The sequence below is a fragment of the Pseudomonas sp. FJ2-5-13 genome, from assembly GCF_029201605.1.
GTDB lineage: Bacteria > Pseudomonadota > Gammaproteobacteria > Pseudomonadales > Pseudomonadaceae > Aquipseudomonas > Aquipseudomonas lactis.
On record NZ_CP104045.1, the window covers coordinates 3,578,176 to 3,604,354 of the forward strand.

Annotated in this window: 22 protein-coding genes; 19 read left to right on the forward strand and 3 right to left on the reverse strand. The window is 60.1% G+C overall.

The window, feature by feature from the left end; genetic code table 11:
- Window positions 1-188: 188 nt before the first annotated feature.
- On the reverse strand, window positions 189-2,459 hold the full coding sequence (gene clpA / locus N2A98_RS15690; protein ID WP_003192090.1) for an ATP-dependent Clp protease ATP-binding subunit ClpA: 2,271 nt from the start codon (window positions 2,457-2,459) through the stop codon (window positions 189-191).
- Window positions 2,460-2,488: 29 nt separating this feature from the next.
- Window positions 2,489-2,857 carry an ATP-dependent Clp protease adapter ClpS gene (clpS, locus tag N2A98_RS15695; protein ID WP_005789091.1) on the reverse strand — a complete coding sequence of 123 codons (369 nt, stop codon included), beginning with the start codon at window positions 2,855-2,857 and terminating at the stop codon, window positions 2,489-2,491.
- Window positions 2,858-3,082: 225 nt separating this feature from the next.
- Here clpS and cspD point away from each other — a divergent pair, with 225 nt between their 5' ends.
- A complete protein-coding gene (gene cspD / locus N2A98_RS15700) occupies window positions 3,083-3,343 on the forward strand; it encodes a cold shock domain-containing protein CspD (RefSeq protein ID WP_080751168.1) in 261 nt (86 codons plus the stop codon).
- Between the two features lie 75 nt (window positions 3,344-3,418).
- On the opposite strand, the gene icd is transcribed toward cspD, so the two are convergent.
- Complete coding sequence (icd, locus tag N2A98_RS15705; protein WP_005789095.1) at window positions 3,419-4,675, reverse strand: NADP-dependent isocitrate dehydrogenase; 1,257 nt, start codon at window positions 4,673-4,675, stop codon at window positions 3,419-3,421.
- 483 nt (window positions 4,676-5,158) lie between these two features.
- Between icd and N2A98_RS15710 the strand changes: the two genes are divergently transcribed.
- The 18 genes from N2A98_RS15710 to nuoJ all read left to right on the forward strand — a co-directional run bounded on the left by N2A98_RS15710 (window position 5,159) and on the right by nuoJ (window position 26,179).
- Window positions 5,159-7,384 carry an NADP-dependent isocitrate dehydrogenase gene (locus N2A98_RS15710; protein ID WP_275622296.1) on the forward strand — a complete coding sequence of 742 codons (2,226 nt, stop codon included), beginning with the start codon at window positions 5,159-5,161 and terminating at the stop codon, window positions 7,382-7,384.
- A gap of 204 nt (window positions 7,385-7,588) precedes the next feature.
- A complete protein-coding gene (locus tag N2A98_RS15715) occupies window positions 7,589-8,035 on the forward strand; it encodes an NUDIX hydrolase (protein ID WP_275622297.1) in 447 nt (148 codons plus the stop codon).
- Between the two features lie 59 nt (window positions 8,036-8,094).
- The gene (gene mnmA / locus N2A98_RS15720) at window positions 8,095-9,219 is read left to right on the forward strand and encodes a tRNA 2-thiouridine(34) synthase MnmA (RefSeq protein WP_275622298.1); all 1,125 of its coding nucleotides are present in this window, start codon (window positions 8,095-8,097) and stop codon (window positions 9,217-9,219) included.
- The gene (hflD, locus tag N2A98_RS15725; protein ID WP_003192101.1) at window positions 9,216-9,839 is read left to right on the forward strand and encodes a high frequency lysogenization protein HflD; all 624 of its coding nucleotides are present in this window, start codon (window positions 9,216-9,218) and stop codon (window positions 9,837-9,839) included. The genes mnmA and hflD overlap by 4 nt, the downstream gene beginning before the upstream one ends.
- A 125-nt stretch (window positions 9,840-9,964) precedes the next feature.
- A complete protein-coding gene (gene purB, locus N2A98_RS15730; RefSeq protein ID WP_044274597.1) occupies window positions 9,965-11,335 on the forward strand; it encodes an adenylosuccinate lyase in 1,371 nt (456 codons plus the stop codon).
- Window positions 11,336-11,419: 84 nt separating this feature from the next.
- Entirely contained in the window at window positions 11,420-12,586 is a 1,167-nt protein-coding gene (locus tag N2A98_RS15735) for a cupin domain-containing protein (RefSeq protein WP_275622299.1), read from the forward strand.
- Window positions 12,579-13,001: a GNAT family N-acetyltransferase gene (locus N2A98_RS15740; RefSeq protein WP_044274599.1), complete on the forward strand. Its 423-nt coding sequence runs from the start codon at window positions 12,579-12,581 to the stop codon at window positions 12,999-13,001. Before N2A98_RS15735 ends, N2A98_RS15740 begins: the two co-directional genes overlap by 8 nt.
- A 227-nt stretch (window positions 13,002-13,228) precedes the next feature.
- Window positions 13,229-13,966: a secretin N-terminal domain-containing protein gene (locus tag N2A98_RS15745; protein ID WP_275622300.1), complete on the forward strand. Its 738-nt coding sequence runs from the start codon at window positions 13,229-13,231 to the stop codon at window positions 13,964-13,966.
- Window positions 13,967-14,460: 494 nt separating this feature from the next.
- The gene (gene aceA / locus N2A98_RS15750; protein ID WP_003174717.1) at window positions 14,461-15,786 is read left to right on the forward strand and encodes an isocitrate lyase; all 1,326 of its coding nucleotides are present in this window, start codon (window positions 14,461-14,463) and stop codon (window positions 15,784-15,786) included.
- A gap of 659 nt (window positions 15,787-16,445) precedes the next feature.
- A complete protein-coding gene (locus N2A98_RS15755; protein ID WP_003192109.1) occupies window positions 16,446-16,859 on the forward strand; it encodes an NADH-quinone oxidoreductase subunit A in 414 nt (137 codons plus the stop codon).
- Window positions 16,860-16,869: 10 nt separating this feature from the next.
- A complete protein-coding gene (locus tag N2A98_RS15760) occupies window positions 16,870-17,544 on the forward strand; it encodes an NADH-quinone oxidoreductase subunit B (RefSeq protein ID WP_003174719.1) in 675 nt (224 codons plus the stop codon).
- A gap of 71 nt (window positions 17,545-17,615) precedes the next feature.
- The gene (nuoC, locus tag N2A98_RS15765; protein WP_003192111.1) at window positions 17,616-19,400 is read left to right on the forward strand and encodes an NADH-quinone oxidoreductase subunit C/D; all 1,785 of its coding nucleotides are present in this window, start codon (window positions 17,616-17,618) and stop codon (window positions 19,398-19,400) included.
- 2 nt (window positions 19,401-19,402) lie between these two features.
- The gene (gene nuoE, locus N2A98_RS15770; RefSeq protein ID WP_003174721.1) at window positions 19,403-19,900 is read left to right on the forward strand and encodes an NADH-quinone oxidoreductase subunit NuoE; all 498 of its coding nucleotides are present in this window, start codon (window positions 19,403-19,405) and stop codon (window positions 19,898-19,900) included.
- The gene (gene nuoF / locus N2A98_RS15775) at window positions 19,897-21,252 is read left to right on the forward strand and encodes an NADH-quinone oxidoreductase subunit NuoF (RefSeq protein WP_032896666.1); all 1,356 of its coding nucleotides are present in this window, start codon (window positions 19,897-19,899) and stop codon (window positions 21,250-21,252) included. The genes nuoE and nuoF overlap by 4 nt, the downstream gene beginning before the upstream one ends.
- A 135-nt stretch (window positions 21,253-21,387) precedes the next feature.
- On the forward strand, window positions 21,388-24,102 hold the full coding sequence (gene nuoG / locus N2A98_RS15780; RefSeq protein WP_044274601.1) for an NADH-quinone oxidoreductase subunit NuoG: 2,715 nt from the start codon (window positions 21,388-21,390) through the stop codon (window positions 24,100-24,102).
- Window positions 24,099-25,106: an NADH-quinone oxidoreductase subunit NuoH gene (nuoH, locus tag N2A98_RS15785; protein ID WP_003174724.1), complete on the forward strand. Its 1,008-nt coding sequence runs from the start codon at window positions 24,099-24,101 to the stop codon at window positions 25,104-25,106. Before nuoG ends, nuoH begins: the two co-directional genes overlap by 4 nt.
- Before the next feature lie 11 nt (window positions 25,107-25,117).
- Complete coding sequence (gene nuoI, locus N2A98_RS15790) at window positions 25,118-25,666, forward strand: NADH-quinone oxidoreductase subunit NuoI (protein ID WP_003174725.1); 549 nt, start codon at window positions 25,118-25,120, stop codon at window positions 25,664-25,666.
- A 9-nt stretch (window positions 25,667-25,675) separates the two neighbouring features.
- Window positions 25,676-26,179, forward strand: coding sequence for an NADH-quinone oxidoreductase subunit J (gene nuoJ / locus N2A98_RS15795; RefSeq protein WP_003174726.1), 504 nt, complete (start codon window positions 25,676-25,678; stop codon window positions 26,177-26,179).

The following is a 26,179-nucleotide window of genomic DNA, read 5'->3' on the forward strand; positions in this document are numbered from 1 at the left end:
TCAGCGCCTGGCACAGGCCCCCTGTGGGAGCGGGCTTGCCCGCGAAAGCGGTGTGTCAGTCACTGCATCGTTAACTGAACCACCGCTATCGCAGGCAAGCCACAGTTGACCGTCATTGTCTCGCAAATCGTATTGCAGGCAGCAAAAAGGCGCCTTTCGGCGCCTTTTTGGTGTGTTGCAGCCTGCTATCAGGCCATTTCCGCGGTGGTCTCGAACTCGAAGGTCAGCTCGCCGTCCTTGAGGTCGATGTGCACCACGCCGCCATGGTCGGAGAGTTCGCCGAACAGGATCTCTTCGGCCAATGGCCGTTTGATCTTGTCCTGGATCAGACGCGCCATTGGGCGTGCACCCATTGCCGCATCGTAGCCGCCCTCTGCGATCCAACTGCGGGCCGCTTCCGTCACATCCAGCTGCACGCGCTTGTCTTCCAACTGCGCTTGAAGCTCGGTGAGGAACTTGTCCACCACGCTTTTGATGACCTCATGGCTGAGGCGACCAAACTGGATAATGGTGTCCAGGCGGTTGCGGAACTCCGGCGTGAAGCTCTTCTTGATCACTTCCATGGCATCAGACGAGTGATCCTGATGCGTAAAGCCGATCGAAGCCCGCGCCGCGGTTTCAGCACCGGCGTTGGTGGTCATGATCACGATGACGTTGCGGAAATCCGCCTTGCGCCCGTTGTTGTCGGTCAGGGTGCCGTGGTCCATGACCTGCAATAGCAGGTTGAAGACTTCCGGATGCGCCTTTTCGATTTCATCGAGCAACAATACGCAATGTGGCTGCTTGGTGATCGCCTCGGTCAACAGGCCGCCCTGGTCGAAGCCGACATAGCCCGGAGGCGCGCCGATCAAGCGCGACACAGTGTGGCGCTCCATGTACTCGGACATGTCGAAACGGACCAGCTCGATACCCATGGCCTTGGCCAACTGGCGAGCCGCCTCGGTCTTGCCGACGCCGGTCGGGCCTGCGAACAGGAACGAACCGACTGGCTTGTCCGGCGACTTGAGGCCCGCACGGGACAACTTGATCGCCGTGGACAACGAGTCGATGGCCGCATCCTGACCAAACACGGTGAGCTTGAGGTCGCGCTCCAGGTTACGCAGCAGCTCTTTGTCGGAACTGGTGACGTGTTTTGGCGGAATCCGCGCGATCTTGGCCACGATATCCTCGACCTGAGGCACGTCGATGCGCTTCACGCGCTTCTCGACTGGCTGCAGGCGCTGGTAGGCACCCGCCTCGTCGATCACATCGATGGCTTTGTCTGGCATGTGCCGGTCGTTGATGTAGCGCGACGCCAGCTCAGCCGCCGCACGCAAGGCCTCATCGGTGTACTCGATGCCATGGTGCGCTTCAAAACGCCCCTTGAGCCCGCGCAGGATGCCGATGGTGTCTTCAACCGAGGGCTCGGACACGTCGACTTTCTGGAAGCGACGCGCCAGGGCACGGTCTTTTTCGAAGATGCCGCGAAACTCCTGGAACGTGGTCGAACCAATGCAGCGGATATCACCGGAGGACAGCAGCGGCTTGAGCAGATTGGAAGCGTCCATCACCCCACCGGAAGCCGCACCGGCGCCAATGATAGTGTGGATCTCGTCGATAAACAGGATGGCCTGAGGGCGTTTTTTCAGCTCGCCGAGCAACGCCTTGAAGCGCTTCTCGAAATCGCCCCGGTACTTGGTCCCGGCGAGCAACGCGCCCAGGTCAAGGGAGTAGACGACACTGCTGGCCAACAGGTCTGGCACCTGGTTGTCGACAATGCGCTTGGCCAGGCCTTCGGCAATCGCGGTTTTACCCACGCCCGCCTCGCCCACCAGCAAGGGGTTGTTCTTGCGACGACGCGCCAGGATCTGCGCTACACGCTCAACCTCATGCTCACGCCCCACCAGCGGATCGATCCGCCCCTGGCGCGCCATTTCATTGAGGTTGCTGGCATAGGCATCCAGCGGGTTGCTGGAAGAAGAAGACTCACCGCCCTCCTCGTCCTGCATGTCCTGCTCACCCTCGGAATGATCGCCGTGCCCAGGCACCTTGGAGATACCGTGGGCGATGTAATTGACCACATCAATACGGGCAACGCTCTGCTGCTTGAGCAGGAACACGGCCTGGCTTTCCTGTTCGCTGAAAATCGCCACCAGCACGTTCGCGCCTGTGACCTCACGCTTACCGGAGCTCTGTACGTGGAACACAGCACGTTGCAATACCCGCTGGAAGCCCAGGGTTGGCTGGGTTTCGCGGTCCTCGTCATGCACGGGGATCAGTGGCGTGGTGGAGTCGATAAACTCCTGCAGGTCATGCTTGAGCTTGTCAAGGTTGGCGCCGCACGCACGTAGAACGGTGGCGGCAGCTTCGTTATCCAAAAGTGCCAGCAAAAGGTGTTCGACGGTCATGAATTCATGACGCTTCGAACGAGCCTCCTTGAAGGCAAGATTGAGGGTGACTTCGAGCTCGCGGTTTAACATAGCTTCACCTCATACCCAAGTGGTCGGCGTTAACCGTCCTTCTCGATTTCACAGAGTAGCGGATGCTGGCTTTCCCTGGCGTACTGGTTGACCTGCATGGCCTTTGTCTCGGCGATGTCGCGGGTAAACACTCCACATACTGCCCGTCCTTCTGTGTGAACGGCCAGCATTACCTTGGTCGCCAACTCGCGGTTCAGGTTGAAAAACACCTCGAGCACTTCGACGACGAAATCCATCGGTGTGTAGTCATCATTAAACAAAACCACCTTGTACATCGGCGGCGCCTGTAAAGCAGGCTTCGCCTCCTGAACAGCAATGCCTGCAGAACCGTCGTCGTCATGTTCCTGATCCGGGCGATCCTGATTGAATGTTAGTCGAATCTGGCTGTTTGCATGCATGGGAAAGAAAGGTTCGTCAGTGGTTCAATTACAGTGGTGGGGGCGACCTGTCAGAATTTCAACTCTGACCCTTTGGTCACCTTGACTATCGGCGAAACGGTGTTACAACGAATAGAGCCCACAGTGGGTAAAAAAGGTCCGCGCAGTCAACCTTATTTATTCGGGTTAGGACGGATAGACAGGATGATACTCCAGTGATGGAGTCTGGTGCAGAGGGATATGGCGATGCTAAGTGGTAAGGTCAAGTGGTTCAACAATGCCAAGGGTTACGGATTCATTATTGAAGACGGCAAGGATGAAGACCTTTTTGCGCATTTCTCAGCGATCAAGATGGATGGCTACAAAACACTGAAAGCGGGACAGCGTGTCAACTTTGAAATCATTCAAGGGCCAAAAGGCACGCATGCCGTAAATATTGTAGATGCGCCTGCCACTACAGGCGTGAAAGAAACAAAGGTAGAAAAATCAGAGAAGCAACAGGCCTGACCCGCCACTGAAATTAAGCACTCAAAGCAAACCGGCCACCCCGATTCATCAGGGCGGCCGGTTTTTTCTGCCTGTTTACATATGCTTGATCAACGCATCACCAAAGCCCGACGACGACACCAGCGTAGCGCCATCCATCAGACGCTCGAAATCATAGGTCACGGTCTTGGCCGAAATCGCGCCGTTGGTGCCCTTGATGATCAGATCCGCCGCCTCGACCCAGCCCATATGCCGCAGCATCATTTCCGCCGACAGGATCAATGACCCAGGGTTGACCTGATCCTTGCCCGCGTATTTAGGCGCAGTACCGTGGGTAGCTTCGAACATTGCCACGGTGTCCGACAGGTTGGCCCCCGGTGCAATGCCGATGCCGCCCACTTCCGCTGCTAGGGCGTCGGACAGGTAGTCGCCATTGAGGTTGAGCGTGGCGATCACGTCATATTCAGCCGGGCGCAGCAGGATCTGCTGGAGCATGGCGTCGGCAATGGCATCCTTGACCACTACATTCTTGCCGGTCTTGGGGTTCTTGAACTGCATCCACGGCCCGCCGTCGAGCAGGGTCGCGCCGAACTCTTCAGCCGCCACCTCGTAGGCCCACTCCTTGAAGGCCCCTTCGGTGAACTTCATGATGTTGCCTTTGTGCACGATGGTCAGCGAGTCGCGGTCGTTATCCACCACATACTGCAAGGCCTTGCGCGCCAGGCGCTTGGTGCCCTCCTTGGAGACCGGCTTGACGCCAATCCCGCAATCCTGGTCGAAACGGATCTTGGTAACGCCCATTTCTTCCTTGAGGAACTTGATCACCTTGATCGCTTCCGGCGAACCGGCCTTCCACTCGATGCCTGCGTAAATATCCTCGGAGTTCTCACGGAAGATGGTCATGTCCACGTCGCCAGGCTTTTTCACCGGGCTGGGGACGCCTTCGAACCAGCGCACCGGGCGCAGGCATACATACAGGTCGAGTTGCTGACGCAGGGCCACGTTCAGCGAACGGATACCGCCACCGACTGGCGTGGTCAGCGGACCCTTGATGGACACCACGTAATCCTTGACCGCATCCAGGGTTTCCTGGGGCAGCCAGGTGTCCTGGTCGTAGACTTGCGTGGCCTTTTCGCCAGCGTACACCTCCATCCAGGAGATTTTGCGCTTGCCGCCGTAAGCCTTTTCAACAGCGGCGTCGACCACCTTGATCATCACCGGGCTGATGTCGACGCCAATACCGTCACCTTCGATGTAGGGGATGATCGGTTGGTCAGGAACATTGAGAGAATGGTCTGCATTGACGGTGATTTTGTCGCCGACTGCCGGAACCTGAATCTTCTTGTATCCCATGCTGAACTCCATCTATGGATTGAACATCTGGCTGCGTTCGAGCCTACTCCAGATAAATGGCGACTGAAACCTCACGCCATGCTCATTTGCATCGAAAACAGCACATTTGGTGGCCTACAAGCCTGAAAGCAAAGGGAAAAGCGCCAATCTTGAGCACATCCCACTACCCTGTGCGCCTGCGACCTTTAGACCAATGGACGAGCCTCCTTTTTCATGAAGGCTCAGCGTAAGCATAGCGACCTATGTATAATGCCGCCGCTGACCAAAGAGTCACGACGGCGGACCGCTCTAGAACGTAGCCTTTCGCCAGAAAGCCGGACTATTACCATAGCCCACCCGCTTGACGCTCGACTGATGCAAACCAACATCACCGCGAAGAAACCTCGACATTTCGCTCATGGATGACTTTGAACGAACGCGCTCTACCCGGCGCATCTCGAGTTTCTGCGCACGCTTTCAGCAAAGAAGAGAGTTAATCCGAATATGCCCACCCGCTCGAAGATCATCTACACCTTCACCGACGAAGCCCCAGCCCTCGCCACCTATTCACTGCTGCCTATCGTAGAGGCCTTCACCGCTTCCGCTGATATTGCCGTGGAAACCCGCGACATTTCCCTCGCCGGGCGCATCCTCGCAAGCTTCCCCGAGCAACTGGGCACCAAGGCCATCCCGGACCACCTCGCCGAACTGGGCGACCTGGCCGTTACGCCTGAAGCCAACATCATCAAGCTTCCCAACATCAGCGCCTCGACCCCGCAGCTGCAAGCCGCGATCAAGGAACTGCAGGCCCAGGGCTATGCCCTGCCGGACTACCCTGAAACCGTAACCACCGACGCGGAAAAAGAAACCCGTGCACGTTACGACAAGGTCAAGGGCAGCGCCGTGAACCCGGTCCTGCGCGAAGGCAACTCCGACCGTCGCGCACCGCTGTCGGTCAAGAACTACGCACGCAAGCACCCGCACAAGATGGGCGCCTGGGCTGCCGACTCCAAGTCGCACATTGCCCACATGAACAACGGCGACTTCTACGGCAGCGAAAAAGCCGTGCAGATCGAAGCCGATGACGCTGTCAAAATTGCGCTGGTTGCAAAGGACGGCACCACCACCGTCCTGAAGGAAAAGACCAACGTACAGGCCGGCGAAATCATCGACACCGCCGTGCTGAGCAAGAAAGCCCTGCGCAGCTTCATCGCCGCTGAAATCGAAGACGCCAAGAAGCAAGGCGTGCTGCTGTCGGTTCACTTGAAAGCCACCATGATGAAGGTCTCCGACCCGATCATGTTCGGCCAGATCGTTGCCGAGTTCTATAAAGACGCCCTGACCAAGCACGCCCCGTTGCTTGCGCAGATCGGCTTCAACCTGAACAACGGCATCGGCGACCTGTACGCCCGCATCAAGGCCCTGCCGGCCGACCAGCAGGCGCAGATCGAAGCCGACATCCAGGCGGTCTACGCCGCGCGCCCTGCCCTGGCGATGGTCAACTCCGACAAAGGCATCACCAACCTGCACGTGCCGAGCGACGTGATCGTCGACGCCTCGATGCCAGCGATGATCCGTGACTCCGGCAAGATGTGGGGCACCGACGGCCAACTGCACGACACCAAGGCCGTGATCCCGGATCGCTGCTACGCCACCATCTACCAGGCGGTCATCGAAGACTGCAAGGCCAATGGCGCCTTCGACCCAACCACCATGGGCAGCGTGCCAAACGTTGGCCTGATGGCAAAGAAAGCCGAAGAGTACGGTTCCCACGACAAGACCTTCCAGATCAAGGCTGACGGCGTTGTCCGCGTCACCGACAGCCAGGGCAACCTGCTGATGGAACAGAACGTCGAAGCTGGCGACATCTTCCGCATGTGCCAGACCAAAGACGCGCCGATCCAGGACTGGGTCAAGCTCGCCGTCAACCGTGCCCGCGCCAGCAACACCCCGGCCATCTTCTGGCTGGACCCTAAGCGCGCCCACGATGGTGTAGTCGTCGAGAAAGTTCAGGCATACCTGAAAGACCACAACACCGAAGGCCTGGACATCCGCATCATGGCCCCGGTCGACGCGATGAAGTTCACCCTGGAGCGCACCCGCAAGGGCCTGGACACCATCTCGGTGACCGGCAACGTATTGCGCGACTACCTGACCGACCTGTTCCCGATCATGGAACTGGGCACCAGCGCCAAGATGCTGTCGATCGTGCCACTGATGAACGGTGGCGGCCTGTTCGAAACCGGCGCTGGCGGTTCGGCTCCAAAGCACGTGCAGCAACTGCTGGAAGAAAACTTCCTGCGCTGGGATTCCCTGGGCGAGTTCCTGGCCCTGGCCGCGTCCCTTGAGCATTTGGGTGTGACATACAACAACCCGAAAGCCCTGGTGCTGTCCAAGACCCTGGACCAGGCCACCGGCCAGTTTCTGGACAACAACAAGTCGCCATCGCGCAAAGTCGGCAACATCGACAACCGCGGCAGCCACTTCTACCTGGCGCTGTACTGGGCACAAGCCCTGGCCGCCCAGACCGAAGACACTGCACTGCAAGCGCAATTTGGCGAACTGGCCAAAACCCTGGCCGAGAACGAAGCAACCATCGTTGCCGAGCTCAACGCCGTACAGGGCAAGCCAGTGGACATCGGCGGCTACTACGCGCCGAACCCAGAGCTGACCAGCAAAGCCATGCGCCCAAGCAACACCCTCAATGCGGCAATTGCCAAGTTGAAGTAAGGTTGTAAGGATGCAAAGAAGCCCCGGCCAAGTGCCGGGGTTTCTGTTTGTAGGGACTTCATTGAAGAAACCCAATCAAATGTGGGAGCTGGCTTGCCTGCGATTGCAGTCTGTCAGTTCATACAGGCGTAGCTGACACACCGCCATCGCAGGCAAGCCAGCTCCCACATTGAGCATGCCACCTTCCAGATACCGAGGTTCGCAATGACCTGGCTCCCCCACATCACCGTCGCTACCATCGTTGAAGACAACGGCCGTTTCCTGATGGTCGAAGAGCTCAAGGGTGGCCGCGCCGTGCTCAATCAGCCGGCAGGCCACCTCGACCCGGATGAAACCCTTACCGAAGCCGCCGTGCGTGAAACCCTGGAAGAAACCGGCTGGGACGTGGAAGCCACCGGCATCGTCGGCATCTACCTGTATACCGCACCGAGCAATGGCGTGACCTACCAGCGGGTCTGCTTTATCGCCAAGGCAGTGAAACACCACCCGGACTATCAACTCGACGAAGGCATCCTGCGCGCCCGCTGGTTGACCCGTGACGAGCTGATGGCGGTGCGCGACGACTGGCGCAGCGAGCTGATTATCCGCTGCATCGATGATTACCTGGCCGGCCAGCGCCACAGTCTCGAATTGATCCGCCCTTCTCTTTAGCCTTGCGGGCCCAGGCCTGCTAGAATCGCGTCCTTTTTCAAGACACCCGTTGAAACCCTATGCGTGATACAGCCCCTTCTGACACACAAAAGAAGCGCGTCATCGTCGGCATGTCCGGCGGCGTGGACTCTTCCGTTTCCGCCGTTCTGCTCATGGAGCAGGGTTATGAGGTGGAAGGCCTGTTCATGAAGAACTGGGAAGAAGACGATGGAACGGAATACTGCACCGCCATGGACGACCTGGCGGACGCCCAGGCCGTGTGCGACAAGATCGGTATCAAGCTGCACACCGCCAACTTCGCCGCCGAGTACTGGGACAACGTGTTCGAGCACTTCCTGGCCGAATACAAGGCCGGCCGCACGCCGAACCCGGATATCCTGTGTAACCGCGAAATCAAGTTCAAGGCGTTCCTCGACTACGCCATGATGCTCGGCGCCGACCTAATAGCTACCGGCCACTACGTGCGCCGTCGCGATATCGATGGCCGCACCGAATTGCTCAAGGGCCTGGACCCGAACAAGGACCAGAGCTACTTCCTGCACGCCGTGGGCGGTGAACAGATCGCCAAGACTCTGTTCCCGGTCGGCGAGCTGGAAAAACCCGAAGTGCGCAAGATTGCCGAGAAACACGGCCTGGCCACCGCCAAGAAGAAAGACTCCACCGGCATTTGCTTTATCGGCGAGCGGCGCTTCAGCGATTTCCTCAAGCAATACCTACCGGCGCAACCGGGCGAGATCAAGACCACCGACGGTGAAGTGATCGGCCGCCACCACGGCCTGATGTACCACACCATCGGTCAACGCCAGGGCTTGGGCATCGGCGGCTTGAAGGACGCCGGTGAAGAGCCATGGTACGTACTGGTCAAAGACCTGGAGAACAACGTGCTGGTGGTCGGCCAGGGCAACGAGCACCCGCTGCTGTTCTCCGGCGCCCTGCTCGCTTCCGAAATTTATTGGGTCAACCCTATCGACTTGAGCAGCCCGCGCCGCCTGACCGCCAAAGTGCGTTATCGCCAGAGCGACCAGCCCTGCACCCTGGAAAAGACCGCCACCGGCTACCGCGCCACCTTCGATGACCCGCAACGCGCGGTCACCCCTGGCCAGTCCGTGGTGTTCTATGACGGCGAAATCTGCCTGGGCGGCGGCGTGATTGAAGTCGCGCAAGCCTGGAGCAACCCGGCATGAGCCCGACCCAGGAGCAATTGACGGCCCTTGGCGGTGTGTTTCTCGCTGCGGTACTGGTGGACAAGATCGCCAAGACCGGCCAGGTCACGGAAGCCGGCCTGACCTGCATGCTCGGCAGTCTGCTGATCCGCGACCCCAAGGACACCCTTGAGGTTTACGGCGGCGACGACCTGGCCCTGCGCGAAGGCTATCGCGCCCTGATCGGCGCCCTGGAGCGCGACCCTAGCACCTTGCAGCGTGAACCGTTGCGCTACGCCCTGTCGATGCTTGGCCTTGAGCGCCAGCTGGCCAAGCGCGACGACCTGCTGGACACCATCGGCAAGCGCCTGCCGCAGATCCAGTCCCAGGTAGAACACTTCGGCCCGGCTCACGAAAACGTGATCGCAGCCTGTGGTGCGCTGTACCAGGACACCTTGAGCACCCTGCGCCAGCGCATCCAGGTGCACGGCGACATGCGCAACCTGCAGCAACCCAACAACGCGTCAAAAATCCGTGCCCTGCTCCTGGCCGGTATTCGTTCGGCACGCCTATGGCGCCAGCTGGGCGGTCATCGCTGGCAGTTGGTGATCAGCCGGCGCAAATTGCTCAAAGAGCTTTACCCGTTGATGCGCAACGAATAAGTCGCACCAACAGGCTGTTTTCAAGCCATTACGCGTAATACGCCGGTCAGTTGGCGACGGACCGGCGGATTTTTTCATGTATGATACGCGCCCCATTTCGTTGCCCGACTGTCCGAGAACACCCCATGCAGCTCTCTTCGCTCACTGCGGTTTCCCCTGTTGACGGCCGCTACGCCGGCAAAACCCAGGCCCTGCGCCCTATTTTCAGCGAGTACGGCCTGATCCGTGCCCGTGTCCTGGTTGAAGTGCGCTGGCTCCAGCGCCTGGCCGCTCACTCCGCCATCAGCGAAGTGCCGGCGTTTTCCGCCGAGGCCAACGCTGTATTGAACACCCTGGCGGAAAACTTCTCCCTGGAGCACGCCGAGCGTGTGAAAGAGATCGAGCGCACCACCAACCACGATGTAAAAGCCATCGAATACCTGCTCAAAGAGCAAGCGGCCCAACTGCCGGAACTGGCCCAGGTCAGCGAGTTCATCCACTTTGCCTGCACCAGCGAGGACATCAACAACCTGTCCCACGCCCTGATGCTGCGTGAAGGCCGTGATGACGTGATGCTGCCGCTGATGCGCCAGACCGCCGAAGCCATCCGCGAGCTGGCGATCCGTTTCGCTGCCGTGCCGATGCTGTCGCGCACCCACGGCCAGCCGGCCTCGCCGACGACCCTGGGCAAAGAACTGGCCAACGTGGTGTACCGCCTGGAGCGCCAGATCGCCCAAGTCGCCGCCGTGCCATTGCTGGGCAAGATCAACGGCGCCGTAGGCAACTACAACGCCCACCTGTCGGCCTACCCTGAGATCGACTGGGAAGCCAACGCCCGCGCCTTCATCGAAGACGAGCTGGGCCTGGGCTTCAACCCCTACACCACGCAGATCGAACCGCACGACTACATCGCCGAACTGTTCGACGCGATTGCACGCTTCAACACCATCCTGATCGACTTCGATCGCGATATCTGGGGCTACATCTCCCTGGGCTACTTCAAGCAGCGCACCATTGCCGGCGAAATCGGTTCTTCGACCATGCCGCACAAGGTCAACCCGATCGACTTCGAGAACTCCGAAGGCAACCTGGGTATCGCCAATGCCCTGTTCCAGCACCTGGCCAGCAAGTTGCCGATCTCCCGCTGGCAGCGCGACCTGACCGACTCCACCGTACTGCGCAACCTCGGCGTGGGCTTTGCCCACAGTGTGATCGCGTACGAAGCCAGCCTCAAAGGCATCAGCAAGCTGGAGCTCAACGAGCAGAAGATTGCCGCTGACCTGGACGCGTGCTGGGAAGTACTGGCCGAGCCGATCCAGACCGTGATGCGCCGCTACAACATCGAAAACCCCTACGAGAAGCTGAAAGAATTGACGCGCGGCAAGGGTATCAGCCCTGAGGCGCTGCAAACTTTCATCGACGGCCTGGACATGCCAGCCGCGGCCAAGGCCGAGCTGAAGCTGCTCACCCCGGCCAACTACATCGGCAACGCTGTAGAGCAAGCCAAGCGCATCTGATCCAAGCAAGCTCCTTTGAGACGCCCGGCCGCGCCGGGCGTTTTTATTCCTGTCTTAAAAGTGCTTTTTTTCAATAGGTTACACATGAATCCTGATATCCCTCTTCAACTTCTGGGCGGCATCACGGCACGGGAATTCCTGCGCGACTACTGGCAGAAAAAACCGCTGCTGATCCGCCAGGCCATCCCTGACTTCGAAAGCCCGATCGACGCCGACGAACTGGCAGGCCTGGCCCTGGAAGAAGAAGTCGAGTCGCGCCTGGTGATCGAACACGGCGAGCGCCCGTGGGAACTGCGCCGCGGCCCGTTCGCCGAAGACGCTTTCAGCACCCTGCCCGAGCGCGAGTGGACCCTGCTGGTGCAGGCGGTCGACCAGTTCGTGCCGGAAGTGGCTGAGCTGCTGGAGCACTTCCGCTTCCTGCCGAGCTGGCGTATCGATGATGTGATGATCAGCTTCGCCGCACCGGGTGGCAGCGTCGGTCCGCATTTCGATAACTACGATGTGTTCCTGCTGCAAGCCCAAGGCAAGCGCAACTGGAAGATCGGCCAGATGTGCAATTCCGAAAGCCCATTGCTGCAACACGCAGACCTGCGCATCCTCGCCGAATTCGAAGAAAGCGCCGAATGGGTGCTGGAGCCGGGCGACATGCTCTACCTGCCGCCGCGCCTGGCGCATTTCGGTATTGCTGAAGACGACTGCATGACCTATTCCGTAGGTTTCCGCGCACCGAGCGCCGCTGAAGTGCTGACCCACTTCACCGACTTCCTCAGCCAGTACCTGACCGACGAAGAGCGCTACACCGACGCCGACGCCCAGCCAGTCAGCGACCCGCACCAGATCCAGGGCGACGCACTGGACCGCCTCAAGGGCCTGCTCGCCGAGCACATGAGCGATGAGCGCATGCTGCTGACCTGGTTCGGCCAGTTCATGACCGAACCACGCTACCCGGAACTGGTAGCCGGCGAAGAGTTGGACGAAGAAGACTTCATCAACAGCCTGCAAGACGGCGCGATCCTGGTGCGCAACCCGAGCGCGCGCCTGGCCTGGTCCGAAGTGGACGACGACGTACTGCTGTTCGCCAGCGGCCAGAGCCGTTACCTGCCGGGCAAACTGCGTGAACTGTTGAAGCTGGTGTGCTCGGCCGATGCACTGCACAGCGAAAACCTGGGCGAGTGGCTGGCCGACGGAGACGGTCGCGACCTGCTGTGCGAACTGGTCAAGCAAGGCAGCCTGGGGTTCGCGGATGAATAAAATTCACGTAAGTGTCGCGGACTGGCGAAAGGATATCGACGAGATTCGGCGCATTCGTGAAGCGGTATTTATCGCCGAACAATCGGTCCCGCCTGAACTGGAGTGGGACGCGGACGATGCCGATGCGGTGCATTTTCTGGCATTCGAAGGCGATTTCCCGATTGGGACTGCTCGACTGCTGCCCAGCGGCGAGATTGGCCGTGTATCGGTACTCAAGGACTGGCGCGGGCTGAAAGTCGGCGACAAGCTGATGGAAACGGTGATTGGCGTGGCCGAGCAACGTGGCCAGACCCGGCAGTTCCTGAGTGCGCAGGTGTATGCGGCGCCGTTCTATGAGCGGCTGGGTTTCAAGATTGTCAGCGATGAGTTTCTTGAAGTCGGGATTCCGCATGTGGATATGGTGCGCGGGGGCTGATTCGAGACCCAGTCGCGCCCTTCGCGAGCAAGCCCGCTCCCACATTCAACCGCATTCCAAAGGATGTACTCGGTCAAATGTGGGAGCGGGCTTGCTCGCGAAGACTATCTCAGCAACACCCTAAATGCCCTGCCTGCCAGGGCATTTTGCCGTCTACGATTCAACTTGCACCCTGCCAGGCCGACAAACTGGCACTATCAAGCAAATGACTCGCAGAGATAACGGACATGTCCCTACGCACCCTGCTCACCGCCCTCCTGATGACCGTCAGCGCTTGCGCCATGGCCGCCACCGAAGTCGTCAACCTGAACAACCGCACCAGTGCCGACCTGTTGCCGGTCGCGCAAAACTTCATCGGCAAGGACGGCACCGTCAGCGCCTACGGCAACCAGCTTATCGTTAACGCCGAGCCCGCCAAGATCGAGGGCTTGCGCGCACTGCTCGGCCAATTGGATACACCAGCCAAACGCTTGCTGATCACCGTCGACACCAACGAGAACAACCAGCAGAACAGCGGCGACAGCCAGACCCGCATCATCAGCTACGGCACTGCCAGCCGCGACGGTGGCGTGCAGCAGATTCAGGCCAGCGAAGGCGTGCCCGCGCTCATACAGGTCGGCCAGAGCGTGCCGCTGACCACCACGCAGCAGGACAGCTATGGCCGCCTGCAAAACCAGACCCAGTATCGCAACGTCACCCAAGGCTTTTACGTGACCGCCAGCGTCACTGGCGAGACCGTGCACCTGGCCATCAGTACCAACCGTGACCGCATGAGCCAGGAACGTCCCGATGTAGTGAACGTGCAAAGCACCGACACAACTGTCAGCGGCCGCCTGGGCGAGTGGATCCCCCTGGCCGGCATCAATCGTGAAACACAGGCGGACAAATCCTCTACAACCCGCAGCTACTCTACTCGGGGCCGCGACGACCTGACTTTACGGGTCAAGGTCGACACCCTGAACTGAAGCACCGAAAACTGACTGGCAAGTCGCATTAGACTAAAGATGTAGTGCTTGAAAAAAAGCACTACAAAACATTTGACGAGCCAAAAAAGCATGGGCATGATGGCCTCGCTCCCGCTAATCAGAGGCCCTGGCAAGGGCCTTCGGATCGTCGCTCTAAGCTACCCACCTGAGCCGATTCGTGTCTGTACCGCCCACAAGGTGTGTTTGACGTTGGTTGCGACTGGAACGAAGTTGTCCCGAGGGACGGAAGCTAACCAGGTAACCCGGCTACACACTGATGGATCGTACAAAGGCCCACGACGCCCGAAGACTGTTCGCAGTTTGCCCTTACCTGCTCAACTCCCCCTTTGAGCCCCATCGTTCATCCCGTCGCCTCCCTCCGTCAGATTTGACTTGAACACCAAAGCTTCTGGTCAGCGAGCAACCCTACCCAGGCAACGAATGCCGGGCTGGCAAACGGATACTTCAAACAAGACGCGACGAGGTTTTTCCCCATGGCACTGACACGCGAACAGCAAATTGCAGCCCTTGAAAAAGACTGGGCTGAAAACCCACGCTGGAAAGGCGTAACCCGCGCTTATTCCGCTGCTGACGTCGTCCGCCTGCGTGGCTCGGTTCAACCTGAGCACACCTTTGCAAAACTCGGCGCCGAGAAGCTGTGGAACCTGGTCACCCAAGGCGCCAAGCCGTCCTTCCGTCCCGACAAAGATTTCGTCAACTGCATGGGCGCCCTCACTGGCGGCCAGGCAGTCCAGCAGGTAAAAGCCGGTATCCAGGCGATCTACCTGTCCGGCTGGCAAGTGGCAGCGGACAACAACTCCGCTGAATCCATGTACCCCGACCAATCGCTGTACCCGGTGGACTCGGTGCCAACCGTGGTCAAGCGCATCAACAATTCGTTCCGTCGTGCCGACCAGATCCAATGGAAAGCCGGCAAGAACCCGGGCGATGAAGGCTACATCGACTACTTCGCGCCAATCGTGGCCGACGCCGAAGCCGGTTTCGGCGGCGTACTCAACGCCTACGAGCTGATGAAGAGCATGATCGAGGCAGGCGCTGCCGGCGTGCACTTCGAAGACCAGTTGGCTTCGGTGAAAAAATGCGGCCACATGGGCGGCAAGGTACTGGTACCGACCCAGGAAGCCGTACAGAAGCTGACCGCTGCTCGCCTGGCTGCTGACGTGGCCGGTACGCCGACCATCATCCTGGCGCGTACCGACGCTAACGCAGCAGACCTGCTGACCTCGGACTGCGACCCGTACGACCAGCCGTTCGTCACCGGCGAACGCACCCAGGAAGGCTTCTATAAAGTGCGCGCCGGTCTCGACCAGGCCATCGCCCGCGGCCTGGCCTACGCCCCGTACGCCGACCTGATCTGGTGCGAAACCGCCAAGCCGGACCTGGACGAAGCACGCCGCTTTGCCGAAGCGATCAAGAAGGAATACCCGGACCAACTGCTGTCCTACAACTGCTCGCCTTCCTTCAACTGGAAGAAGAACCTGGATGACGCGACCATCGCCAAGTTCCAGCGCGAACTGTCGGCCATGGGCTACAAGCACCAGTTCATTACCCTGGCGGGTATCCACAACATGTGGCACAGCATGTTCAACCTGGCGCACGACTACGCCCGCAACGACATGACGGCCTACGTGAAGCTGCAGGAGCAGGAATTCGCTGACGCCGCCAAAGGCTACACCTTTGTGGCGCACCAGCAGGAAGTGGGCACCGGCTACTTCGACGACATGACCACCGTGATCCAGGGCGGCACCTCGTCCGTGACTGCGCTGACCGGTTCGACCGAAGAAGAACAGTTCCACTAAGTACCGCGTACACGGCCACTGCGGCCCCACGGAAGACCTAACCGCAGTGCCGCGCAACAATCACGCCCCGACTGGTTCGGGGCGTTTTTTTTGCACGACTGAAAATCTGGCTGACACTACGCGAATCAAAATGTGGGAGCGGGCTTGCTCGCGAATGCGCCGGTTCAGCCAGCACACCTTTAAGCTGACAGACCGCATTCGCGAGCAAGCCCGCTCCCACAGGGGAATCGAGGTAGCTTGAAGATTTTGCGCAAAACATTGATCCAGAGCGGTATCCGCACAAGCCCAATCGGGTAAAAGAGCCGTTGCGACAACTAAGCGACACTCAAGCAAGTAACGCTAACTTCCCGCGCCACATGAGAAACACTCGCTTAAACCCCGCGCAAACAATATTCATTATCATTTGGCGCTTGAAAACTTCGTTACAGCTTAAACAAAACATATTTGATGAAAAGCCCGCTAATGCCCACACCACAAGGGCTACAGCCCCAAGAAGGTGCACTATGTGCTTATTCCACCGAATAATTTCGCCCTGGGAATTTTACTTGCCCGGTGTTTAGCCATAAAATCACCGCGATTGATTGCAGTGCGACATATCGTCACTGCATCGTTACTTTTTCGAGCTCAGAGACCTTTGCTCTCTGTTAAGGATTTCCAGCATGACCGACGCGACAGGACTCATGGCCCACAACTGGGGCTTTGCCATTTTCCTTCTCGGTGTTGTAGGCCTTTGCGCCTTCATGCTCGGCGTGTCCAGCCTCCTCGGGTCAAAAGCCTGGGGCCGCAGCAAAAACGAACCGTTCGAATCCGGCATGCTGCCTACAGGTGGCGCCCGCTTGCGGCTCTCAGCCAAATTCTATCTGGTCGCGATGTTGTTCGTGATCTTCGATATCGAAGCCCTCTTTCTCTTTGCATGGTCTGTGTCCGTCCGCGAAAGCGGCTGGACCGGATTCGTCGAAGCTCTCGTTTTCATAGCAATTCTGTTGGCAGGTCTTGTCTACCTGTTCCGAGTGGGCGCCCTTGACTGGGCTCCGGAAGCTCGTCGCAAGCGGCAGGCGAAGCTGAAACAATGAGGCTTTGGCAATGCAATACAATCTCACCAGGATCGACCCGGATGCTCCTAACGAGCAGTACCCCATCGGCGAACGGGAAACCGTTTCCGACCCGTTAGAAGACCAAGTCCACAAAAACATCTACATGGGCAAGCTGGAAGACGTGCTGAGTGGCGCGGTCAACTGGGGGCGTAAAAACTCCCTGTGGCCGTACAACTTCGGCCTTTCGTGCTGCTACGTGGAAATGACCACCGCCTTCACGGCGCCCCACGACATCGCGCGCTTTGGCGCCGAAGTGATCCGGGCCTCGCCGCGCCAGGCGGATTTCATGGTTATCGCCGGTACCTGCTTCATCAAGATGGCGCCGATCATCCAGCGTCTCTATGAGCAAATGCTCGAACCAAAATGGGTTATCTCCATGGGTTCGTGCGCCAACTCCGGTGGCATGTACGACATCTACTCGGTCGTTCAAGGGGTGGACAAGTTCCTGCCCGTGGACGTCTACGTGCCTGGCTGCCCGCCCCGTCCCGAAGCGTTCCTGCAAGGCTTGATGCTGTTGCAGGAATCGATTGGCAAGGAGCGTCGCCCACTGTCCTGGGTGGTCGGTGATCAAGGCGTTTATCGCGCCGAGATGCCGTCTCAAAAGGAACAGCGCCGCGAACAGCGAATCGCAGTCACCAACCTGCGCAGCCCCGACGAAGTCTGATCCAGCCCGCTTCTTTTATAGAACGAAAACCTGGCTTCATTCTTTACGTTGACCGAAAGCGATAAAAAACCATGACTACAGGCAGTGCTCTGTACATCCCGCCTTATAAGGCAGACGACCAGGATGTGGTTGTCGAACTCAATAACCGTTTTGGCCCTGACGCCTTCACCGCCCAGGCCACACGCACCGGTATGCCGGTGCTGTGGGTGGCGCGTGCCAGGCTCGTCGAAGTCCTGACCTTCCTGCGCAACCTGCCCAAGCCGTACGTCATGCTCTATGACCTGCATGGCGTGGACGAGCGTCTGCGCACCAAGCGCCAGGGGCTGCCGAGCGGCGCCGATTTCACCGTGTTCTACCACCTGATGTCGCTGGAACGTAACAGCGACGTGATGATCAAGGTTGCCCTGAGCGAGAGCGACCTGAGCATCCCGACCGTGACCGGTATCTGGCCGAACGCCAGCTGGTACGAGCGTGAAGTCTGGGACATGTTCGGTATCGACTTCCCCGGCCACCCGCACCTGACGCGCATCATGATGCCGCCGACCTGGGAAGGTCACCCGCTGCGCAAGGACTTCCCTGCCCGCGCCACCGAATTCGACCCGTTCAGCCTCAACCTGGCCAAGCAGCAACTGGAAGAAGAAGCCGCACGCTTCCGCCCCGAAGACTGGGGCATGAAGCGCTCCGGCACCAACGAGGACTACATGTTCCTCAACCTGGGCCCGAACCACCCTTCGGCCCACGGTGCCTTCCGGATCATCCTGCAACTGGACGGCGAAGAGATCGTCGACTGCGTCCCGGACATCGGCTACCACCACCGTGGCGCCGAGAAGATGGCCGAGCGCCAGTCCTGGCACAGCTTCATCCCGTACACCGACCGTATCGACTACCTCGGCGGCGTGATGAACAACCTGCCGTACGTGCTCTCGGTCGAGAAGCTCGCCGGCATCAAGGTACCGGACCGCGTCGACACCATCCGCATCATGATGGCCGAGTTCTTCCGGATCACCAGCCACCTGCTGTTCCTGGGCACCTATATCCAGGACGTCGGCGCCATGACCCCGGTGTTCTTCACCTTCACCGACCGTCAGCGTGCCTACAAGGTTATCGAAGCCATCACCGGTTTCCGCCTGCACCCGGCCTGGTACCGCATTGGCGGTGTGGCCCACGACCTGCCGAACGGCTGGGAGCGCCTGGTCAAGGAATTCATCGACTGGATGCCCAAGCGTCTGGACGAGTACCAGAAAGCCGCCCTGGACAACAGCATTCTCAAAGGCCGCACCATCGGCGTCGCGCAGTACAACACCAAAGAGGCCCTGGAATGGGGCGTCACCGGTGCCGGCCTGCGTTCCACCGGTTGCGACTTCGACCTGCGTAAGGCGCGCCCATACTCCGGCTACGAGAACTTCGAGTTCGAAGTACCGCTGGCGGCCAATGGCGATGCCTACGACCGTTGCATCGTGCGCGTCGAAGAAATGCGCCAGAGCCTGAAGATCATCGAGCAGTGCATGCGCAACATGCCGGCCGGCCCGTACAAGGCGGATCACCCGCTGACCACGCCGCCGCCAAAAGAGCGCACGCTGCAGCACATCGAAACCCTGATCACGCACTTCCTGCAGGTTTCGTGGGGCCCGGTCATGCCGGCCAACGAATCCTTCCAGATGATCGAAGCGACCAAGGGTATCAACAGTTATTACCTGACGAGCGATGGCGGCACCATGAGCTACCGCACCCGGATTCGTACCCCAAGCTTTGCCCACTTGCAGCAGATCCCTTCGGTGATCAAAGGCGAGATGGTCGCGGACTTGATTGCGTACCTGGGTAGTATCGATTTCGTTATGGCCGACGTGGACCGCTAAGCATGAACAGCACGCTTATCCAGACAGACCGTTTCACCTTGAGTGAAACCGAGCGCTCGGCCATCGAGCACGAGCTGCATCACTACGAAGACCCGCGCGCGGCGTCTATCGAAGCCCTGAAGATCGTCCAGAAGGAACGTGGCTGGGTGCCCGACGGCGCCCTCTACGCCATCGGCGAGATCCTCGGCATCCCCGCCAGCGACGTTGAAGGCGTGGCCACGTTCTACAGCCAGATCTTCCGCCAGCCGGTGGGTCGCCACATCATTCGTGTGTGCGACAGCATGGTCTGCTACATCGGCGGCCATGAGTCCGTGGTCAGCGAGATCCAGAACAAGCTGGGCATCGGCCTCGGCCAGACCACCCCGGACGGCCGCTTCACGCTGCTGCCGGTGTGCTGCCTGGGCAACTGTGACAAGGCGCCGGCGTTGATGATCGACGACGACACATTCGGTGACGTACAGCCCGCTGGCGTCACCCAATTGCTCGAGGGCTACCCATGACCCTGACTTCCTTCGGCCCGGCCAACCTGATCAAGCGTTCGGCCGAGACTCACCCCCTCACCTGGCGCCTGCGTGACGACGGCGAGCCGGTATGGCTCGACGAGTACCAGGCCAAGAACGGTTACGCGGCGGCGCGCAAAGCCTTCGCCGACATGGCCCAGGACGATATCGTCCAGACCGTGAAGGACGCCGGCCTCAAAGGCCGCGGCGGTGCGGGCTTCCCCACCGGCGTGAAGTGGGGCCTGATGCCCAAAGACGAATCCATCAACATCCGTTACCTGCTGTGCAACGCGGATGAAATGGAGCCCAACACCTGGAAAGACCGCATGCTGATGGAGCAACTGCCCCATCTGCTGATCGAAGGCATGCTGATCAGTGCCCGTGCGCTCAAGACCTACCGTGGCTACATCTTCCTGCGTGGCGAGTACACCACCGCCGCCAAGCACCTGAACCGTGCCGTGGAAGAAGCCAAGGCCGCAGGCTTGCTGGGCAAGAACATCCTCGGTTCCGGTTTCGACTTCGAACTGTTCGTGCACACCGGCGCCGGGCGTTATATCTGCGGTGAAGAAACCGCACTGATCAACTCCCTCGAAGGCCGCCGCGCCAACCCGCGCTCCAAGCCGCCCTTCCCTGCCGCCGTGGGCGTGTGGGGCAAGCCGACCTGCGTGAACAACGTCGAGACCCTGTGCAACGTGCCGGCGATCATCGCCGACGGCGTGGACTGGTACAAATCCTTGGCGCGCGAAGGCAGCGAAGACATGGGCACCAAGCTCATGGGCTTCTCCGGCAAGGTCAAGAATCCTGGCCTGTGGGAGCTGCCGTTCGGCGTGACCGCGCGCGAGCTGTTCGAGGACTACGCCGGCGGCATGCGTGACGGCTACACCTTGAAAGCCTGGCAGCCAGGCGGCGCCGGTACCGGCTTCCTGCTCCCTGAGCACCTCGATGCACAGATGTATGCCGGCGGCATTGGCAAGGTGGGTACCCGGATGGGTACTGGCCTGGCGATGGCAGTCGACAACACGGTGAACATGGTCTCGTTGCTGCGCAACATGGAGCAGTTCTTTGCCCGTGAATCGTGCGGTTTCTGCACCCCATGCCGCGACGGTCTGCCGTGGAGCGTCAAGCTGCTGATGGCCCTGGAAAATGGCGAAGGCCGCGAGGGTGATATCGAAACCCTGCTCGGCCTGGTCGGTTTCCTCGGCCCAGGCAAGACCTTCTGTGCTCACGCACCGGGCGCCGTGGAGCCATTGGGCAGCGCAATCAAATACTTCCGCTCGGAGTTCGAAGCCGGCATCGCGCCCACCAGCGCCGCCGTCCCGCCTCTGGCAAAGCCGATCGTAGTCGGCGCGTAACGCTTAAACAGGCGAAGGGTCCGTGCCCTTCGCCTGCTCATGTGCTGACGCCTTCAAGGCTGTGTAGATGCACATGAATAACAAGATTCCATTAGCCACGCCCGCTGACAACGGGCCAACGAAGAACTTTGAACCATGGCCACTATCCACGTAGACGGCAAAGCGCTCGAAGTCGATGGGGCGGACAACCTGTTACAGGCGTGTCTGTCACTCGGCCTCGACATCCCGTATTTCTGCTGGCACCCCGCACTTGGTAGCGTCGGTGCCTGTCGCCAGTGTGCGGTCAAGCAATACACCGACGAGAACGACACCCGTGGTCGTATCGTCATGTCCTGCATGACCCCAGCCACCGACAACACCTGGATCTCCATCGACGATGAAGAATCCAAGGCGTTCCGCGCCAGCGTTGTCGAGTGGCTGATGACCAACCACCCCCACGACTGCCCGGTCTGTGAGGAAGGCGGTCACTGCCACCTGCAAGACATGACGGTGATGACCGGCCACAACGAGCGCCGTTATCGCTTCACCAAGCGTACCCACCAGAACCAGGACCTCGGCCCGTTCATTTCCCACGAAATGAACCGCTGCATCGCCTGCTACCGCTGCGTGCGCTTTTATAAAGACTACGCCGGCGGCACCGACCTGGGCGTGTTCGGCGCCCACGACAACGTGTACTTCGGTCGCGTTGAAGACGGCGTGCTCGAGAGCGAGTTCTCCGGCAACCTCACCGAGGTCTGCCCCACCGGTGTGTTCACCGACAAGACCCACTCCGAGCGCTACAACCGTAAGTGGGACATGCAATTCGCACCGAGCATCTGCCATGGCTGCTCCAGCGGTTGCAACATCTCCCCTGGCGAGCGCTACGGTGAACTGCGTCGTATCGAAAACCGCTTCAACGGTTCGGTCAACCAGTACTTCCTGTGCGACCGTGGCCGTTTCGGCTATGGCTACGTCAACCGCGAAGACCGCCCACGCCAGCCCCTGCTGGCCGATGGCGCCAAGCTGAGCCTGGACGCCGCGCTGGATAAAGCCGCCGACCTGTTGCGCGGCCGCACTATCGTGGGTATCGGTTCGCCACGCGCCAGCCTCGAAAGCAACTTCGCGTTGCGCGAGCTGGTAGGTGCCGAGCACTTCTACTGCGGTATCGAAGCCGGCGAGCTGGAGCGTATTCGCCTGGTCCTGCAAGTGCTGAACGACAGCCCGCTGCCCGTGCCGAACATGCGCGACATCGAAGACCACGATGCGATCTTCGTGCTCGGCGAAGACCTGACCCAGACCGCCGCGCGTATCGCGCTGTCCCTGCGTCAATCGGTCAAAGGCAAGGCCGAGGAAATGGCCGACGCCATGCGCGTACAGCCGTGGCTCGACGCCGCGGTGAAAAACATCGGCCAGCACGCGCTGAACCCGCTGTTTATCGCTTCCCTGGCTGAAACCAAGCTCGACGACATCGCCGAAGAATGCGTGCACGCTGCGCCGGACGACCTGGCCCGCCTCGGTTTCGCCGTGGCCCACGCCCTCGACGCCAGCGCGCCTGCCGTTGAAGGCCTGGATACTGAAGCCGTCGAACTGGCCCAGCGCATCGCCGACGCCCTGCTGGCGGCCAAGCGTCCGTTGATCATTGCCGGTACCTCGTTGGGTTCCAAGGCGCTGATCGAAGCCGCCGCCAACATCGCCAAGGCCCTGAAGCTGCGCGACAAAAACGGTTCCATCAGCCTGGTAGTGCCGGAAGCCAACAGTCTGGGCCTGGCCATGCTCGGTGGCGAGTCCGTGGACGCTGCGCTGCAAGCGGTGATCGACGGCAACGCCGACGCCATCGTGGTACTGGAAAACGACCTGTACACCCGCACCGCTGCGGCCAAGGTTGACGCTGCGCTCAACGCTGCCAAGGTGCTGATCGTCGCCGACCACCAGAAGACCGCCACCAGCGACCGCGCCGACCTGGTACTGCCAGCCGCCACCTTCGCCGAAGGCGACGGTACTCTGGTCAGCCAGGAAGGCCGCGCCCAGCGCTTCTTCCAGGTGTTCGATCCGAAGTACATGGACGCCAGCATCCTGGTGCACGAAGGCTGGCGCTGGCTGCATGCCCTGCGCGCCACCCTGCTGAACCAGCCGATCGACTGGACCCAACTCGACCACGTGACCGCTGCCACCGCCGCCAGCGCGCCGCAGCTTGCTCGTATTGTCGATGCCGCGCCGTCCGCTGCGTTCCGCATCAAGGGCCTGAAACTGGCCCGTGAGCCGCTGCGTTACTCCGGCCGCACCGCCATGCGTGCTGACATCAGCGTGCACGAACCGCGCACCCCGCAGGACAACGACACCGCGTTTGCCTTCTCCATGGAAGGTTACTCGGGTTCGGCCGAACCGCGTCAGCAGGTGCCGTTTGCCTGGTCGCCGGGCTGGAACTCGCCGCAGGCCTGGAACAAGTTCCAGGACGAAGTCGGTGGTCATATCCGCGCTGGCGACCCGGGCACCCGCCTGATCGAAACCAGCGGTGACTCGCTGAACTGGTTCGCTGCGGTACCGCGTCCGTTCAACCCGGCGCCGGGCACCTGGCAGGTCGTGCCGTTCTTCCACCTGTTCGGCAGCGAAGAAACTTCTTCAAAAGCCGCGCCGGTGCAAGAGCGCATTCCTGCCGCCTACGTGTCCGTGGCCAAGTCCGAAGCCGACCGCCTGGGCGTCAACGACGGTGCCCTGCTCAGCCTCAACGTGGCCGGCCAGACCCTGCGTCTGCCGCTGCGTATCAATGACGAGCTGGGTGCCGGCCTGGTTGCACTGCCTAAAGGCATCGCCGGTATTCCGCCTGCCATTTTCGGCAAAACCGTTGACGGTCTGCAGGAGGCAGCGCAATGACTTGGTTCACGCCGGAAGTAATTGACGTGATCATCTCGGTGGTCAAGGCCATCGTGATCCTGTTGGCCGTGGTCGTCGCGGGCGCCCTGCTCAGCTTCGTCGAACGTCGCCTGCTGGGCTGGTGGCAGGACCGTTACGGTCCGAACCGCGTTGGCCCGTTCGGTATGTTCCAGATCGCTGCCGACATGCTGAAAATGTTCTTCAAGGAAGACTGGACTCCGCCGTTTGCCGACAAGGTGATCTTCACCCTGGCACCGGTGGTCGCCATGAGCGCCTTGCTGATTGCGTTCGCGATCATCCCGATCACCCCAACTTGGGGCGTGGCGGACCTGAACATCGGCTTGCTGTTCTTCTTCGCCATGGCCGGTTTGTCGGTATACGCGGTGCTGTTCGCCGGTTGGTCAAGCAACAACAAGTTCGCCCTGCTGGGCAGCTTGCGTGCCTCGGCGCAAACCGTATCCTATGAAGTGTTCATGGGGTTGGCACTGATGGGCATCGTGGTGCAGGTTGGCTCGTTCAACATGCGCGACATCGTCGAGTACCAGGCACAGAACCTGTGGTTCATCATTCCGCAGTTCTTCGGCTTCTGCACCTTCTTCATCGCTGGCGTGGCCGTGACTCACCGTCACCCGTTCGACCAGCCGGAAGCGGAACAGGAACTGGCCGACGGTTACCACATTGAATATGCCGGCATGAAGTGGGGCATGTTCTTCGTCGGTGAGTACATCGGCATCATCTTGATCTCGGCCCTGCTGGTCACGCTGTTCTTCGGCGGCTGGCACGGTCCGTTTGGCATCCTGCCGCAGTTGGCCTTCTTCTGGTTCTTCCTGAAGACCGCGTTCTTCATCATGCTGTTCATCCTGCTGCGCGCCTCGATTCCGCGCCCGCGTTATGACCAGGTGATGGATTTCAGCTGGAGATTCTGCCTGCCGCTGACCCTGATCAATTTGCTGGTGACGGCTGCCGTCGTGTTGTTGAACACGCCCGCTGCCGCGGTTCAGTGAGGATTTGACCCATGTTCAAATATATTGGCGACATCGTTAAGGGTACCGGTACCCAGTTGCGAAGCCTGGTGATGGTGTTCGGTCACGGCTTTCGCAAACGCGACACCCTGCAATACCCCGAAGAAGCGGTGTACCTGCCGCCGCGCTATCGCGGCCGCATCGTACTGACCCGCGACCCCGACGGCGAAGAGCGTTGCGTAGCCTGCAACCTGTGCGCCGTGGCGTGCCCGGTGGGTTGCATTTCCCTGCAGAAAGCTGAAACCGAAGACGGTCGCTGGTACCCGGACTTCTTCCGCATCAACTTCTCGCGCTGCATTTTCTGTGGCCTCTGCGAGGAAGCTTGCCCGACCACCGCGATCCAGCTCACCCCGGATTTCGAGATGGCCGAGTTCAAACGTCAGGACCTGGTGTACGAGAAAGAAGATCTTTTGATCTCTGGTCCCGGTAAAAACCCTGATTACAACTTCTATCGTGTTGCAGGTATGGCCGTTGCCGGTAAGCCAAAAGGCGCCGCACAAAACGAAGCCGAGCCGATCAACGTGAAGAGCTTGCTGCCTTAAGGAAGAAAGATGGAATTCGCTTTCTATTTCGCATCGGGTATTGCAGTGGTGTCCACGCTTCGCGTGATCACCAACACTAACCCTGTGCACGCCCTGCTCTACCTGATCATTTCGCTGATCGCCGTGGCCATGACCTTCTTCAGCCTCGGCGCACCGTTCGCCGGTGTGCTGGAAGTGATCGCCTACGCCGGCGCCATCATGGTGCTGTTCGTGTTTGTGGTGATGATGCTCAACCTGGGGCCGGCTTCGGTCGCCCAGGAGCGCGTCTGGCTCAAGCCCGGCATCTGGCTCGGCCCGGTTGTCCTCGCAGCCCTGCTGCTGGGTGAACTGCTGTATGTGCTGTTCGCTCACCAGAGCGGCCAGGCCATCGGCCACACCACCGTAGACGCGAAAGCCGTGGGCATCAGCCTGTTCGGCCCGTACCTGCTGGTGGTCGAACTGGCTTCGATGCTGCTGCTCGCCGCAGCCATCACTGCCTTCCACTTGGGCCGCAACGAAGCCAAGGAGCAATGA